Source organism: Stutzerimonas zhaodongensis (assembly GCF_003696365.1).
GTDB classification, from domain to species: domain Bacteria; phylum Pseudomonadota; class Gammaproteobacteria; order Pseudomonadales; family Pseudomonadaceae; genus Stutzerimonas; species Stutzerimonas zhaodongensis.
Genome location: NZ_RFFM01000001.1, coordinates 1,724,950 through 1,740,284, shown reverse-complemented (window position 1 = coordinate 1,740,284; position 15,335 = coordinate 1,724,950). Strand labels below are relative to the sequence as shown.

At 60.2% G+C, this 15,335-nt stretch carries 11 protein-coding genes; 4 read left to right on the top strand and 7 right to left on the bottom strand.

Annotation, left to right across the window (positions count from 1 at the left end; genetic code table 11):
* Nucleotides 1-26: 26 nt before the first annotated feature.
* Together EA797_RS07935 and EA797_RS07930 are read left to right on the top strand one after the other, a co-directional pair.
* The gene (locus EA797_RS07935; protein WP_122164560.1) at nucleotides 27-356 is read left to right on the top strand and encodes a 3-phosphoglycerate kinase; all 330 of its coding nucleotides are present in this window, start codon (nucleotides 27-29) and stop codon (nucleotides 354-356) included.
* A 191-nt stretch (nucleotides 357-547) separates the two neighbouring features.
* Nucleotides 548-1,891 carry a DEAD/DEAH box helicase gene (locus EA797_RS07930; protein WP_122164744.1) on the top strand — a complete coding sequence of 448 codons (1,344 nt, stop codon included), beginning with the start codon at nucleotides 548-550 and terminating at the stop codon, nucleotides 1,889-1,891.
* A gap of 63 nt (nucleotides 1,892-1,954) precedes the next feature.
* Here EA797_RS07930 and EA797_RS07925 read toward each other — a convergent pair whose 3' ends face one another.
* On the bottom strand, nucleotides 1,955-2,248 hold the full coding sequence (locus EA797_RS07925; protein WP_122164559.1) for a hypothetical protein: 294 nt from the start codon (nucleotides 2,246-2,248) through the stop codon (nucleotides 1,955-1,957).
* Nucleotides 2,249-2,405: 157 nt separating this feature from the next.
* On the opposite strand from EA797_RS07925, the gene EA797_RS07920 reads away from it, so the two are divergent.
* Nucleotides 2,406-2,774 (top strand): transcriptional regulator, encoded by a 369-nt coding sequence (locus EA797_RS07920; protein ID WP_122164558.1) that lies wholly within the window; start codon nucleotides 2,406-2,408, stop codon nucleotides 2,772-2,774.
* A gap of 43 nt (nucleotides 2,775-2,817) precedes the next feature.
* Here EA797_RS07920 and EA797_RS07915 read toward each other — a convergent pair whose 3' ends face one another.
* The 6 genes from EA797_RS07915 to EA797_RS07890 form a co-directional block, all read right to left on the bottom strand.
* A complete protein-coding gene (locus tag EA797_RS07915) occupies nucleotides 2,818-4,926 on the bottom strand; it encodes a cellulase family glycosylhydrolase (protein ID WP_122164557.1) in 2,109 nt (702 codons plus the stop codon).
* A 508-nt stretch (nucleotides 4,927-5,434) separates the two neighbouring features.
* Nucleotides 5,435-7,186, bottom strand: a complete 1,752-nt coding sequence (locus EA797_RS07910; protein ID WP_122164556.1) for a S8/S53 family peptidase — start codon at nucleotides 7,184-7,186, stop codon at nucleotides 5,435-5,437.
* Nucleotides 7,183-8,148 carry an L-histidine N(alpha)-methyltransferase gene (egtD, locus tag EA797_RS07905; protein WP_122164555.1) on the bottom strand — a complete coding sequence of 322 codons (966 nt, stop codon included), beginning with the start codon at nucleotides 8,146-8,148 and terminating at the stop codon, nucleotides 7,183-7,185. The genes EA797_RS07910 and egtD overlap by 4 nt, the downstream gene beginning before the upstream one ends.
* 3 nt (nucleotides 8,149-8,151) lie before the next feature.
* Nucleotides 8,152-9,447 (bottom strand): ergothioneine biosynthesis protein EgtB, encoded by a 1,296-nt coding sequence (egtB, locus tag EA797_RS07900; protein ID WP_122164554.1) that lies wholly within the window; start codon nucleotides 9,445-9,447, stop codon nucleotides 8,152-8,154.
* Between the two features lie 209 nt (nucleotides 9,448-9,656).
* Nucleotides 9,657-10,352 carry an SDR family oxidoreductase gene (locus tag EA797_RS07895; RefSeq protein WP_122164553.1) on the bottom strand — a complete coding sequence of 232 codons (696 nt, stop codon included), beginning with the start codon at nucleotides 10,350-10,352 and terminating at the stop codon, nucleotides 9,657-9,659.
* A gap of 49 nt (nucleotides 10,353-10,401) precedes the next feature.
* Complete coding sequence (locus tag EA797_RS07890; protein WP_122164552.1) at nucleotides 10,402-10,713, bottom strand: hypothetical protein; 312 nt, start codon at nucleotides 10,711-10,713, stop codon at nucleotides 10,402-10,404.
* A 122-nt stretch (nucleotides 10,714-10,835) separates the two neighbouring features.
* Here EA797_RS07890 and EA797_RS07885 point away from each other — a divergent pair, with 122 nt between their 5' ends.
* Nucleotides 10,836-15,245 (top strand): DEAD/DEAH box helicase, encoded by a 4,410-nt coding sequence (locus EA797_RS07885; protein ID WP_122164551.1) that lies wholly within the window; start codon nucleotides 10,836-10,838, stop codon nucleotides 15,243-15,245.
* Nucleotides 15,246-15,335 lie beyond the last annotated feature (90 nt).

Below are 15,335 nucleotides of genomic sequence, written 5' to 3'. Positions count from 1 at the left end.
CGCCTTCACGAGGAGCCTGCACAAAAATGAAAACAATCTGCATCGCCGCGCTCGTTTCGTTCGCCATCATCCCACTGAGCGCTCTGGCCGTCAGCTATCCGGTCGAACTCGAGCAGGAACTCAATGGCGCAGAGGTGCTGGCCAGCACAGAAACCATCGATCACGACATGGCCGGCTTGGTTTTGCAGAACTTCGGCGACCGCCCCGTCGAGTGCACGGCGGTCTTTCGCAACGGGCCTGAGGCGCCGCGAACCCGACGTACAACACTGCAGGCGGGCGAGCGCAAGCCGATGACCGCCAAGTTCAAGCGCGACGTCATCCGGTTGCGGATCAAGCTGACCTGCGAGACGCAGTAGCGCCCGCGCATCCGCGTCCGGTATCGAATTCGCTCCAGTGGATTCCCAAACCGCGACTGTCTCCACTCAGTCCAGAAATTCGTGCGATAACGCAGCCCCATCAGGCAGGCTGTCGAGCACAAAGACGCCTCTCCATCGGCTGGACGCGTTAATCTATGCGACGTTTTTTCGATCTGCTTGAGGTGTCACCCTTGTTTGACCAATTCGCCCTGCATGAACGCCTGCTCAAGGCGGTCGCCGAACTCAAATTCGTCGAGCCGACACCCGTGCAGGTGGCGGCCATCCCTCCGGCACTGGAGGGGCGGGATCTGCGCGTAACGGCGCAGACCGGCAGCGGCAAGACCGCGGCATTCGTGCTGCCGATGCTCAATCGGCTGATCGGCGATGCGGTGGTGCGTACCGATGTACGTGCGCTGATCCTGCTCCCGACCCGCGAGCTGGCTCAGCAGACGCTCAAGGAGGTCGAGCGCTTCTCGCAGTTCACCTTCATCAAGTCGGCCATGATCACAGGCGGCGAAGATTTCAAGGTCCAGGCGGCCATTCTGCGCAAAGTGCCAGACATACTCGTCGGCACACCCGGACGGATGATCGAGCACCTCAACGCGGGCACTCTGATCCTCAAGGACGTGGAGCTGCTGATTCTCGACGAAGCCGACAGAATGCTGGACATGGGCTTTGCTGATGATGTGCAGCGCCTGGTCGGAGAGTGCGCCAACCGCCAGCAGACCCTTCTGTTTTCCGCCACCAGCGGCGGAGCAGCATTGCGCGAGATGTCCGCCGCGGTTCTTCGCGATCCCTTGCACCTTCAGCTCAACCGAGTGAGCGAGCTCAACGAAGGCACGCGTCAGCAGATCATTACCGCTGAGAACATCGAACATAAGGAAAAGCTCATTCATTGGCTGCTTGCCAACGAGACGTACAAAAAAGCGGTGATCTTCACCAATACTCGGGTTCAAGCCGACCGCCTCTACGGCCGTCTGGTGGCCGAGGGCGTAAAGGCGTTCGTGCTGCATGGCGACAAGGATCAGAAGGACCGCAAGCTCGCCATCGACCGTGTCAAAGAGGGCGGAGTCAAGGTGCTGGTCGCCACTGACGTCGCGGCGCGCGGTCTGGATATCGAGGGTCTGGACCTGGTGATCAACTTCGATATGCCGCGCTCAGGTGACGAGTACGTGCATCGTATCGGTCGCACTGGCCGTGCAGGCGCGGAAGGGCTGGCAATCTCGCTTATCTGCCATAACGACTGGAACCTGATGTCCAGCATCGAGCGTTATCTCAAGCAGCGTTTCGAGCGGCGGGTCATCAAGGGTTTGAAAGGCAGCTATGGCGGGCCGAAAAATCTGAAGGCGTCGGGCAAGGCAGCCGGCACCAAGAAGAAAAAAGACGACAAGAAGAAGGCCACGGACAAAAAAGCGAAGCCGGCAGCCAAGCCAACCGCCAAGCGCCCGAAGAATGCCAAGCGCGAAGCACCGTCTGAACTGGTGAGCCAGGACGGTATGGCACCGCTACGGCGTAAGAAGCCGGACGCAGAATAACGCGATCAAAAAAGGGTAGCGTCACTGCTACCCTGTCTTCACGGCTTCTGGTTTAAGGCTCAATCAACGCTCTTTCGCCGGTGCAATATCGGCACCTTTTTCTGCCTGCTCAACGTGTTTCAGGCGCTTGTCGTATGTTTCGCATTCGTCTCCGAGCTGTTCTGCCGTCCTCTTGACCTCCATGTCCTTCAATTCTTCGTTGATCTCTGCTGCACGCTTTGGATCGTTTTCGGTCAGTTGGTTGACGCGTTCGGCCAGTTGCTCGGCCTTGGCGTTGATTTCGTCAGTAGTGCATTGGGCGAATACCGGCTGGCTCGCCAGAAGTGCCGCGGTCAGGGGAATCATCAGGTATTTCATGGTGCGCTCCTTCTATGGGCATGAACGGTGGATCACCGCCGAAGCGCTTTAGTTCAGCCTTTACGGGTCGCGCTGGATCGAACCTTGCTGCTCCGGGCAGGGTCCCAATAGCAAGAGCCATCGTCCCTGATCGATGGCCAGCTACGGGAGAACGGACATGACGTATGACTGGGATCTGATGCTGCGCCTGCTGCGAGAAGCGCAAAAACCCGGCAATGAAGCATTTGCGCCTCGACAGTATGCCGACGAGCATGCGATGGCTATGGAAGAAGCTGGCAAGCCAATGCCAAACATGGACTCGCTCAAGGCCGAAGCGCAGAACTATGAAAGTCTGCTATTCGAAGGTGGCTTTATTGTTACCCGCCCGGAAGAAGAGGGCGGTAATGGCGAGAACTTCGTCCTGACCGAACGAGGGGTACGTCTGAGAGACATGCTGGAAGGTGATGCTACCTATCGCCAGCGTCTGGACGAAAAGGGCGAAGCGGTGCTTGTGCCGGAAGTCTTTGACGGGGTTGCGGCTAGCTGACACTGGGCAAACGCCCCGCGGTTGGCGGGGCGTTGCTGTCGGTCTATTTCAGCGGGCCGATTGCCCCGCATGATTTGTTCGCTGCATGCTTTAGCAGTATCGGTAGTTGGGGGCGTGACTTACCGCTTTTCACGTCCAGCGCTAGAGCATATTCACCCCACCAGGGTCCACCTGCCCAGTAGGTGCTGGGAATGCAGTTCTGGTTCAGGTACTTCAGCAGGTTATCGGTTGCAACGATGGCGGAGGGTGAGAAATCAGGCGCTCCGTGCTCGCCGATGAATCCTCGCAGCTTGTACTTGGTCAACCACTCGACGAAGGGCTTGGCGCGTTTCACGCCCTCCATCGGATCGTATACGGCCTTGGGATCCCTGTATTTTCCGGAGTAATCCGCGTCGAGATACAGGTGCGCCTCATAAACCAGGTTGTTCTTGGGATCACGCATCCACGGATCGTTAATCAGCTGGATGTTGTAAGAGGGCCAATGGAACGCGCTGGACCAACGGTCGCCAGCCACGTAGATCCAACGCTTCGAGTCAACCATGCGGATCGCCTTGGCAGCGGCTAATGCGGCATCGGGCCATTTGCCATTTGTGGCGTGTGGCTCATTCATCAACCCATAGCCATATACAGCCGGGTGGTTGACGACCTTTTTGGCGATACGCGTCCAGCTATCAGCGAACGCCGAGATAGGAACGTCCTTGGATGCGATCAGCTTGTCGTAGTAACGATAGTAGTTGTGCATATCCAGAATCACCTGGATGTTGTGCTTTTTCGCATGATCAAGCGTGGCCATTAATCGCGTGACTTCAGCGCCATTAAGGTCGCTGTTCAGTTTCGGCTGAATACGCTCCCAGCGGAATGGAAGCCGTACCAGCTTCATGTTCAGATTGGCGTAGCGCTTGAAATCATCTTCGCCCGGGTAGATGTAATGGATCGTGTACTTACCCGGCAGGGCCTCGCCGGCGCCGAATTCTGCCCCGGCGAGGTTGATGCCGATGAGGTTGATCGGGTTTGCGGGCGCTGCGTTGTCTGCAGGGCTGTTAACGTTTCCGCTCCCTGCAGCAGGCTGGCTGCTGAAGCCGGTGCTGCTAACGGATATGGTTCGTGGGTAACCAACCTCATTGCCGTTGACCTGGGCACCGTCCAGGAGAACCGTCATGTTTCCACCGAAGCGATACACCATGTTGACCGTGCGGATCTGGCCGTTAGCGAAGCGGACCTGTGCCCCTTTGTGAAAGGCGGCTCGGTTGGCCTCGGTATCCTGGACCGAGATACCTGGCGAGCTGAGATAGATGCCGCCAAGAAAATCCTTGCCGTTGAACGAGTTCAACGCGACTGTCATCGCAGGTTTCGACGCGGGCGCGCTCGGTGCGGTTACTACCGGTGCGGCTGGCGCGCTGGGAGCTGCGGGCGCGCTAGGCGCGACAGTCGAAGGCGTTGCTGCGTAGAGTTTGTTTGGATAACCCAAGTTGCCGCCGAGGGTGCTGCCCGCCAGCATCACGCTCATGTTCTGACCGGAGGTATAGATGGCTGTGATCTGCCGAACCTGCCCATCGGCGAGTTTGACCGACGCACCGGGTTTGAAAGCTGCAGTATTGGCGGTGCTGGTGGGGATCGAGAACCCGGCAGATTTGCGCCAGACCCCGTTCAACCAGTCATTGTTGGTGTAGTTGTTGATAGCACTGCTGTGAGCGGCGCTGGTGCTGGCGGCTGGTGCGGCAGCAGGGGCGGAAACAGGGGGCTGTACGGCGCTGTTCGACAGGGCGGAGACTGAGTGCGGGTAGCCGGTTTTGGATGCGTCCAGAGTCGATCCGGAAAGCATCGGGCTCATATGTGCGCCCGAAAAATAGACCGCGTTGATCGTGCGTACCTGCCCATCGGCCAGCCTGACTTGAACGCCTTTTTTGAACGCGGCCTTGTTTTGAGCGGTGGCCGGAATCGAGAAGCCAGCCGATCCACGCCAGGTTCCTTTCAGCCACTCTGACGTGGTGAAGTTGTTTATCTGAGCGGTAGCTATTGCGCTCACTGCAACTGGCGAAGTGGTAGCTGCGATCACAGTCTGAGGTAGTACGGCGAATGCAACCATTGAGCTGAATATAGCCGTGCTCAACAACAGGCGATGCGAGCCTGTAATGGCAATTTTGATGGACATAGAGTCTCCGGAACTTAATACGTCAAAAGGCCTAGCCTTTTAAAAAGTGCGGAAGCATCCGAGGATCCATGCCACATACGAAGCACTGATCGGTGACGCTACCCACAACGCTACTGCCACTTGGTTTACCCAGTGACTCAGCGTGCATAGGCTTTATATAGGTCAAAAGTTAAGTTTTGAAGTTATTTTGGCGTCAAAAAAGCAATCCGAAGATCATCCGTTATCGAAAGGATTATATGGCCACCACAAAATGGCCTTTTAATATCTAAATGATATTAGGTATTAAGTGCCTGTTTTTAGCGTGGTTTAACTAACGCGGAGGGAATATAAAGGCGGGGCGAACGAGCGTTAGCCGTTTCGCTTGATTTCGCGAACTGCTTATCAATAAGTTTTATAAGTTATTGCGAAATATTTCGATGGAGCGGGAAGGCAGCTAATTTGTGCAGTGTGATGCCATTAATATGCTATTGCGGTTGGAGTGACGGTGGGCTGAATCGCCCACGAAGGGTCAGCGGGTCTGCTGCAGGCTGTCGACAGTCAATTCCAGGGCCTTGCGCATGTCCAGCCTAGCCGAGCGTCCGATGTCCTGGTTATTGAGTTGGTAGCCGCGCTCGGACGGAAGAATTGGCGCGGTCAGGTCATCGGCTTCAACCGCTTCGAAGTCGTTGTTACGCCCGATGGTCAGTGCGCTGCGGCGTAGCAGCTCGCGCAGTTGTTCAGGCTCCAGAGCGGGGTTGATTGACAGCATGGCGCCTATCACGCCTGTGACCATAGGTGTCGCGTACGAGGTGCCGCAGTGCACATCGCCTCGCTTGCCCTTATCCAGGGTCGCGGCGCGTGTGCAAGCGGAGGCGGTGATGTCGACGCGCATGTCGATGTTGGAAGAGGGGCGCTTGGTCACGTAGTCGGGATGTTCTACAGGCACATCCTTGCTGAAGTCGCGCTGATGAGCGCCAACGACCATGAGTTGATCGGTGATGAAAGACGACGGTAGCCGATAGTCGTCCTGGCCGGAGTGAGCCGAGCCATTACCGGCCGAATTGACCACCAAGACGTCCGGATGTTCACGGCGCAGCCACAGGAAGAATTCCTCGAGCAGTTCCTCATAGCCGCTCATGGCGACGCCGGAGCGCACCAGCGAGTCGATTTGTTCGCCGTCCACGTCGAGCGTGCCGACGCGATGGATACCCCAACTCCAGTTCAGTACCCGTACGCCGTCCTCGACCAGATTTACCGACGCGGCAACATTGGCGATGATGCCGGCATCGGAATTGCGCTCGACGATGACTTCGAATCCGGAACTGGCGGGTTCCAGTGCGCTGAGAAAGCCATTGTCGCCAGGCTCGATGCTGCGGGCAGCGAGTATGCCGGTGACACTGGTGCCATGGCCCGAGGGCGATTCGGCATCGCGTGCATACACGCACGTTCTCGGTTTGGCTGGATCGCAATCGCCAAGATAGGCTGCAAACTCCGGGGAGTCGAAATCGACATCACGCTCGATGATGCCGATCCGTACAGGATGCGTCTGGATTTCCGCCTGCTTGGCGGGCAGGCGGTGCAGGTAGAAGTCCACCGCGTCGAGAAAGCGATTGGCGACCCATTCGCTGTTGCGTGGCTTGCTTTGCTTGTCTTCTTCGAGCGGCTCCTCGGCCCCCGACTCCTCAACTACAACGGCGTCTACACTGGTCTCGCTGCCCAGGCGCAGCACCAGTGCGTCGCGCTCGGTGAGGTTGTTCACGGGCAAACGCAGCTGGTATGTGTTGAGAGGCGCAATAGCGCCTACTACTTCAGCGCCGTACTTCTTGGCCAGGCGCCGCGACTCGTCCAGCCCATCGTGATCTTCCTCGATTATGACGCTGACCAGATCCACGTAGGTGGTCAAGCCATCCATGTTCTTGGCGACCTGGTCGGGCCCGGCTGCCAGCACATGGCTGGCGTTGAGCGTAAGCCAGACAGGATTGCTGCGTCGTTCGCCCTGTTCCAGCCATAGCGGGCCACTCTGATGATCCTTTCTGTTCAAGGCCAGCCGTAACTGACCATTCCCGTCCCGGCTGACGTCGATGGGCTTTGCGCGAAGCATCACTTTCAGATCATCGTCATCGACGCCTTCTCCGCGCAGGCAGAACGTCAGCTGCTCGGTGGAGAACAGATCCCCGCAACGCTGGAGATCCTTAATCCGCAGGCCCGATTCCTCGGCTGTTGCTGTACTCAGGGTGAGAACGAGGGCGAGAGCGGTTAGAAAGTGGGTAGCTGATTTCATGGACGACGTTGTAGGTAGTGAACGCTGAACAGATCCTGCGCATCGGTCCATTGCCCGCTGCAGTCGAAGCCGGCGCTGTTGGCCAGATCGGCGAAGGACTTCAGGGTGTACTTATATGAGTTTTCGGTATGCAGGCTTTCGCCGGCATCGAAGTGGAAGCGCTGGCCTTCGATGGTGATGTCCTGCGCCTCGCGGCTTATCAAATGCATCTCGATGCGTGAATCCTGTTCGTTGAAGAATGCACGATGGGTGAAGCGGGACGGATCGATGTCGCTGTCCAGTTCCTGGCGAATGCGCTGTAGCAGATTCAGGTTGAAGGCGGCCGTGACATGGGCACGATCGTTGTAGGCCGCTTCGAGCACGTCCCTATCCTTGACCAGGTCTACGCCGATCAACAGGCCACCGCCAGGTGGAAGGATCTCGTGCAGATGACCAAGCAGCTTGCGCGCTTCCAGCGGCGTAAAGTTGCCAATGCTGGAGCCTGGAAAGAACACCAGGGGGTGATGGATGGCGAAGTCGTCCGGCAGCTTCAACTCGTCCGAGAAGTCCGCGCACGCTGCATGCACCTCCAGCCAGGGATAATCGGCGGCGAGGCGCTGAGTGCTGGTCAGGAGAAAGTCTTCAGAGATATCAATCCCCAGGTAACTGACCGGTCGCAGCCCTTCGAGCAACAGGCGTACCTTGCGGCTGGCACCGCTGCCCAGTTCGATCAAGTCGGTCTGTGGTCCGGCAATCTCGAGAATGTCGTTTGCCGCTGCGGCGAGGATCTTCTCCTCGGTGCGGGTGACGTAATACTCCGGCTGCAGACAGATCTGCTCGAAAAGCTCCGAGCCGCGCCGGTCATAGAAGAATTTCGGCGAAATCCGTTTGGGCGATGCTGCGAAACCTTCCAAGGCTTCGTCACGCAGCGAGCTCTCGTGGGTAGGCTGCGTCTGGTCATGAAAGTGTACGGCTAGTGCCATGTTTCATAGCTCCCTTGCCAGGCGCAGCCCGGCGAACTGCCAGCGCATCGCCGGCTGAAAGAAGTTGCGGTAGGTTGCGCGGATGTGGGCCTCAGGGGTGGCACAGCAGCCGCCGCGCAATACCATCTGGCCTGACATGAATTTCCCGTTGTACTCGCCCAGGCTTCCTTCCAGAGGACGAAACCCTGGGTACGGCCGATAGGCGCTGGCGGTCCATTCCCACACGTCGCCGAACAGTTGCGCCGGGCCTGGATGAGGGATGCTGGCAGCCACGGGTTGCAGATGGTCGTTCTCGAGGAAATTTCCACGACGGGGCTGGTCGGTAGCTGCTACTTCCCATTCGGCTTCGGTGGGCAGCCGGGCCCCGGCCCAGCGTGCGTAGGCATCGGCTTCGTAAAAGCTCACATGGCAGACAGGCGCTTCCAGGTCCAATGGTTGCAGGCCGCTAAGTGTCATCTCATACCAGCCGTTTTCGTCGCGGTGCCAATAAAACGGTGCGTTCCAGCCATACTGCCGAATCAGTGCCCAGCCATCGGATAACCAGAGGTCGCTGCGTGCATAGCCACCATCGGCAATGAAGGAGAGGTACTCGCGGTTGCTTACCGGCCGGTCGGCTAGCTGGAAGGCTTCGACGAATTGCCTGTGCCGTGGCGTTTCGCAATCAAAGGCAAAACCGCCGCCCGCATGGCCAATGTGGTAGACGCCCTCGGCATAGTCGTGCCAGCGGATTCGGTCGTTATGCACCACGGGGGCGGGTTTCAGGTCGCTGCGGTAAGTCGGATGCAGCGGGTTTTGCGCAAGAATGTGTTTGATGTCCATCAGCAGCAATTCCTGATGTTGCTGCTCATGCTGCAAGCCCAGTTCCACACGCCGCATAATCTCGGCTGCATGCTGTTGGGGCGGATTGACCAGAAGCTCGCCCATTGCACGGTCGACGTGCTGGCGGAAGCGGTAGACGTCTTCGACGCCAGGACGCGAGATAAGCCCGCGCTGAGTACGCGGAAAAGGCGTGCTGTGGGTTTCGTAATAGGAGTTGAACAGGTGGTCGTAGGCATCGTTCAGCGGTTTGTAGCCCTTCAGGTAAGGCTTGAGCAGAAAGGCCTCGAAGAACCAGCTGATATGCGCCAGATGCCACTTGGGCGGGCTGACGTCGGGCATGCTCTGGATGACATAGTCCTCAATCTGCAGCGGCGCGCAGATCGCTTCGCTGGTAGCGCGAACCTGTCGGAAGCGTTGCAGCAGATAATCCAGTTCGGCCAGTGCCGGTTGTTGCGCCCGCGGTTCTGCCAGGTTGCCCATTGGCACACCCCCCTTGTTCGATGCGCGAATTTATCGACGTCCCGGCTCAACCGAAAACCGCCTCTATAGCGACCTGAAGCGAGACGTAAAAGTTTCTGCGCTACAAGCCAGTCGCCGGCCGCTTTCTGAGCAAAGCAGTACTTCGTACACGGCGAAAGGCCAGCCGACGACTGTCCGCTGGCAGCATTGGAGGGGGAGGGGAGCCTCGCTTAGCCGGTTTCGATCGGAGGCGTTGGGCGAATCAGGATCTCGTTGACATCGACATGCGCTGGCTGCGACAACGCGTACACGACGGCGCGACCGATATCTTCGGGCTGCATGGCGTATGCCGGTGGTTGGTCAAACAATGGCGTGTCGACCATGCCGGGTTCTATCAAGGTCACTCGCACGCCGGAACCACGCAATTCTTCGCGGACGCTCAGGCCCATCCCCGTTACCGCCCACTTGCTCGCGCTATACATGGAGCCGGGGATCACGAAGCGTCCCGCAGCGGAACCGGTCAACAGAAGGTGCCCGCGGCTGGCCTTGAGCGCCTCGAGGCTGCAGCGCAAGGTCAGGCCGAGGCCATAGACGTTGGTCAGCAGCATCTCGCGCCACACCTCAGGGTCTGCTCCGCTGAAGCCGCCTTCGCTGCCCGACATGCCGGCGTTGGCGTACACAGCATCAAGCCGGCCGAAGTGATCGAGCACTTGCTGCACCATGGCCTGCTGTTCGGCGTATTCCTTTACATCACAGCGAATGGCCAAGGCGCGATCAGGACCGCCAAGCTCGTTCACCAACTGGGTCAACTTGTGTTCGGATCTGGCTGCCAAGGCGATGCGGTATCCCGCCTGGGACGCCAGTCTCGCTGTGGCGGCACCGATCCCGGAGGAGGCACCGGTAATCAGAAGTACCGGATCACTCATGTTTATGCTCCTCTCCTGATGACCAGGTCAGCTGGTATGACCTGTAGGATCAATAGTTCGGCGGAGTTTCCGGGATGCCGGTGCCGTCGGTAATGGCTGGCATGGTCCAGGGCTCCAGGCGCTGATCTTTGTCTTCTACATCCAGGCGTGCCTGCTCGATCACGCCACCTAGGCGCTGCGGGCTGGTGTATTCCTCCTGCGATACGCTGGCCACACGCAACAGTTCGGAACCGCTACTCGACATCACGGTGAAGCCGAAACTGTCATCGTCCGGATTGGCGCTGGTGACGCAGCCGCACGGCAGGAAGGCTTCGGATACTAGCTGCATCGCTTCATCCAGGTTCAGGGCTTGGTTGTTCATGGTGTTCTCCATCGACGGGCTGTCTGAAGTGGACCGCCAAGCGGCGACGCCGTTTCCTTCCATACGACAGGCTGCGATCAGTCGGCCTTGTAGAGGAGCCGCTGCGGCAGCATATTCAGACGATGACAGACTACCCCGTACATGACGCGCTTGCGGCCTTTCACCCAGCGGTGGCCCTCTGGTTCAGTCGCAGCTTTGCGTCGCCAACCCCAGCGCAGGCCCGTGCCTGGCCCTTGATCCGGGCCGGCCAGTCGACATTGGTGGCAGCGCCAACCGGCTCCGGCAAGACGCTTACCGCCTTTCTCGCCGCGATCGATCAACTGGTACAGCAGGGACTTGCCGAGGGCGGCCTGTATGATCGAACTTCGGTGCTCTATGTATCGCCACTCAAGGCGCTGTCGAACGATATTCACGTCAACCTCGAGCAGCCGCTGGCCGGTATTTCTGCCGAGTTGCAGTCGTTGGGTTTTCCTGCGCTCGACATTCGCAGCGCCGTACGTACCGGTGATACGCCTCAGGCCGAACGTGTAGCGATGCGCAAGCGGTCGCCGCACATTCTGGTGACCACCCCCGAATCGCTCTATGTGCTGCTGGGGTCCGAGTCCGGGCGGCAGATGCTGACCGGCGTGCGCAGCGTGATCGTCGATGAAATCCACGCCATCGCAGGCAACAAGCGCGGCAGCCACTTGGCCTTGTCGTTGGAGCGACTTGAGGCGTTATGCGAAGGGCCGCTGGTGCGCGTCGGGCTGTCCGCCACGCAGAAGCCCATCGAAGCGGTCGCGAACTTCCTGGTGGGCGTCGGTCGGCATTGCGAAATCGTCGATGTTGGCCATGGTCGGGCGCGCGATCTTGCGTTGGAGGTACCGCCCGTTCCGCTGGAAGCGGTGATGAGCAACGATGTGTGGGAACTGGTCTATGACCGGCTCGCCGCGCTGGCAGGGGAGCACCGCACGACACTGGTTTTCGTCAACACGCGGCGAATGGCCGAACGGGCCGCCCGACACCTGAGCGAGCGTCTGGGCACTGCCGTGGTTGCGGCCCATCACGGCAGCCTGGCCCGAGAGCAGCGACTGGACGCCGAGCAGCGGCTCAAACGCGGCGAGTTGAAGGTGCTGGTGGCCACCGCCTCGCTGGAGCTGGGCATCGACATCGGTGACGTCGAACTGGTTTGCCAGCTGGGTTCGCCGCGGTCGATATCGGCCTTCCTGCAACGGGTAGGGCGCGCTGGACACCAGGTCGGTGGTGTCTCGAAGGGGCGGCTGTTTCCCAGTTCACGCGATGACCTGATCGAGTGCACCGCTCTGCTGGACAGTGTCCGGCGCGGCGAGCTGGATACGCTGGTGATCCCGAGCGCGCCACTGGATGTGTTGGCGCAACAAATCGTCGCCGAGGTTTCGTGCCGGGAATGGCAGGAAGATGAATTGTTCGCGCTCATCCGCTGCGCGATGCCATACCAGACGCTGGATGAGCAGCACTATCAGGCGTTGCTGGCGATGCTTGCCGAGGGCTATACAACCCGTCACGGCGCGCGAGGCGCCTACCTGCATCGCGATCTGGTCAACCGCAGCCTGAGAGGCCGACGCGGCGGTCGGCTGACGGCCCTCACCTCCGGCGGGACCATTGCCGATAACTCCGATTACACGGTGCTGCTCGAACCTCAGGGCTTCAACATTGGCACCGTGAACGAAGACTTTGCCGTGGAAAGCCTGGCCGGTGATGTGTTCCAGCTGGGCAACACCTCCTACCGCATCCTCAAGATCGAGTCTGGTCGCGTTCGGGTAGAGGATGCTCAGGGAATGCCACCGAACATCCCGTTCTGGTTGGGCGAGGCGCCTGGGCGCAGCGATGAGCTTTCGGCTGCAGTGGCGCGGTTGCGAGGGGAGATCGATGAGCGTCTGGCCGAAGCCGAAATTTGCAGGGGCCAGCTTGCTGGCGATGCTCTTGAGGCCGCTGGGATCGCCGGGGATCTGGCTCCTACAGAAGCGAACAACGAGGTGCAATCCAGACTCCAACCCGCTATCGATTGGCTCACCGACACCCTTGGCCTTCCCGACGCTGCGGCCCGTCAGATAGTCGAGTACCTGGCGCGTGCCCGTTCGGCATTGGGTGCGCTGCCGACGCAGCGCCGGCTGGTCATGGAGCGTTTCTTCGACGAATCAGGCGGCACCCAGTTGGTCATTCATTCGCCCTACGGTAGCCGGATCAACCGCGCCTGGGGCCTGGCATTGCGCAAGCGCTTCTGCCGCACCTTCAACTTCGAACTGCAAGCCGCGGCAACCGAGGATGCGATCATCCTTTCGCTTTCCACCAGCCATAGTTTCGCGCTGGACGAAGTCTGGCGGTACCTGCATTCGAATAGCGCCGAGGCTGTGCTGATCCAGGCATTACTCGATGCGCCACTGTTCGGCGTCCGTTGGCGCTGGATCGCGACCACCGCGCTGGCGCTGCCGCGGATGGCTGGCGGGCGCAAGGTGGCGCCACAGCTGCAACGGATGAAAAGCGAAGACCTGCTTGCGACGGTCTTTCCCGATCAGGTCGCCTGCCTTGAAAATATCGTTGGTGAGCGCGAGGTTCCGGACCATCCTCTGGTCGCCCAGACTCTGGACGATTGTCTGCACGAGGCCATGGACAGTCGGGGCTGGCTGGCGCTGCTGCGGCGCATCGAATCGGGCGAAACCGAGCTGCTCACCCGCGACCTCCCAGCGCCTTCACCGCTGGCTATGGAAGTTCTGAGTGCGCGGCCCTATGCCTTTCTCGACGACGCGCCACTGGAAGAACGCCGCACCCAGGCCGTTTTGAACCGGCGCTGGACCGATCCGGAATCCAGTGATGACCTGGGTGCACTGGATGCCGCCGCGATCGAAGCGGTAAGCGAAGAAGCCTGGCCGCAGGCAGGTAGCCCGGACGAGCTGCACGAGGCGCTGATGGGCCTGGGCTGCATCGCAGAGGGCGAGGCGACCAGCGAGCTGCATTGGCCAGCCTGGCTAGCGGATTTGGCCCAGGGAGGGCGTGCGACACGCATGCAGGTGGCGCAGGGCCGCGCCCTCTGGTTGCCGATCGAGCGGCTGAGTCTGTTGCGCTCAATTTACCCCAGCGCCACATGCGAGCCGGCCCTGAGACCCTTGCCGGGTCTCGATCAGCTGACTGGCGAGGATGAGGCGCTGGCCGAGTTGGTCCGCGCGCGGCTGACTGGCTTTGGCCCCTTGCCGATTCCGCTGATTGCGCGCCCTCTTGCATTGCCAGCATCAGCCGTCGCGTTGGCACTTACCCGCCTGGAGAGTGAAGGCTATGTGTTGCGGGGTCGCTTCACAGCCGGGGCAGACGAAGACGAATGGTGCGAACGGCATCTGCTGGCGCGCATTCACCGCTACACCGTCAAGCGCTTGCGGCGCGAGATCGAGCCGGTAGAGCGCGCCGACTTCATGCGCTTTCTTTTTGACTGGCAACACCTGTCCGAAGCCACCCGCATGGAGGGTCGTGATGCGCTCGGCACGGTGGTGGAGCAACTCGAAGGCTTCCAGGCCGCGGCCGGAGCCTGGGAAAGCGATCTGCTGCCTGCGCGCCTGAAGGATTACGGCGGCACCTGGCTCGATGAGCTCTGTCGCTCCGGTCGCTTCGTCTGGACGCGACTGGCCGGACGAATCAAGGCCAGCAGCGGGCCGGTGCGCGGCACACCCATCGTGCTCTTGCCGCGCCGACAACTCGCAGCCTGGTATGCACTTGCGAGCGACGCCGCGCCGCCCGAACTGTCCTCGCGCGCGCAGCGAGTACTGGAGACGCTGCAAAAGCAGGGCGCCCTGTTCTTCGATGAACTGCAGCAGGATGCGCGCCTGCTGCGCAGCGAACTGGAAGACGCGCTCGGCGAGCTGGTGGCCGTCGGATTGGTCAACGCAGACAGCTTTGCCGGGCTGCGCGCCTTATTGGCACCCGCGGCCAAACGCTCACGCGGTGGTCGGCAGAGTCGTGGTGGTGCGTTCATTGGCGGCATGGCTGATGCCGGGCGCTGGGCTCTGGTGCGCAAAGGGGCCGCGGTGACAGCCGAAACGGTGCCCGGCAGACAGCCCCGCCTTGACCCCGAAGCGCTGGAACACGTCGCCATGACCTTGCTGCGCCGCTACGGTGTAGTGTTCTGGAGGCTGCTGGAGCGTGAGGCCGACTGGTTGTCCTCATGGCGCGACCTGTTGCGCATCTATCATCGGCTGGAGGCGCGCGGCGACATCCGCGGCGGCCGGTTCGTCGCGGGCGTATCGGGTGAACAGTTCGCATTGCCGGAAGCCGTCGGCTTGCTGCGGGAAGTACGCAAACGGCCGTTGACCACTGAAATGATTGCGGTCTCGGCGGTCGATCCGCTGAATCAGATCGGTACCTTGCTGCCCGGTGAGCGAGTCCCAGCCGTGGCGGGCAACCGCATCCTCTATCGCGACGGTTTGCCCCTGGCGGTGCTGATCGCGGGCAAACCACAACTGTTGGCAGATTTGAATGAGGATGATCAACGCAAGGCACGACAACTGCTGGCTGTGGCGCGGCGTTAGGCAACTTGAGCCTGCGCTACGATCACTTGGCGGTAGAGGCGAACGCGCTTTGAGTGCCAGCCGTTAGTCGCTGCGGCGGTGCTCATTCGT

Bases quoted from the DNA above. Each gene is read 5' to 3' on its own strand.
- EA797_RS07935 (WP_122164560.1), top strand. From the start codon at position 27: ATGAAAACAATCTGCATCGCCGCGCTCGTTTCGTTCGCCATCATCCCA.
- EA797_RS07925 (WP_122164559.1), bottom strand. From the start codon at position 2,248: ATGAAATACCTGATGATTCCCCTGACCGCGGCACTTCTGGCGAGCCAG.
- EA797_RS07920 (WP_122164558.1), top strand. From the start codon at position 2,406: ATGACGTATGACTGGGATCTGATGCTGCGCCTGCTGCGAGAAGCGCAA.
- EA797_RS07915 (WP_122164557.1), bottom strand. From the start codon at position 4,926: ATGTCCATCAAAATTGCCATTACAGGCTCGCATCGCCTGTTGTTGAGC.
- EA797_RS07910 (WP_122164556.1), bottom strand. From the start codon at position 7,186: ATGAAATCAGCTACCCACTTTCTAACCGCTCTCGCCCTCGTTCTCACC.
- egtD (WP_122164555.1), bottom strand. From the start codon at position 8,148: ATGGCACTAGCCGTACACTTTCATGACCAGACGCAGCCTACCCACGAG.
- egtB (WP_122164554.1), bottom strand. From the start codon at position 9,447: ATGGGCAACCTGGCAGAACCGCGGGCGCAACAACCGGCACTGGCCGAA.
- EA797_RS07895 (WP_122164553.1), bottom strand. From the start codon at position 10,352: ATGAGTGATCCGGTACTTCTGATTACCGGTGCCTCCTCCGGGATCGGT.
- EA797_RS07890 (WP_122164552.1), bottom strand. From the start codon at position 10,713: ATGAACAACCAAGCCCTGAACCTGGATGAAGCGATGCAGCTAGTATCC.
- EA797_RS07885 (WP_122164551.1), top strand. From the start codon at position 10,836: ATGACAGACTACCCCGTACATGACGCGCTTGCGGCCTTTCACCCAGCG.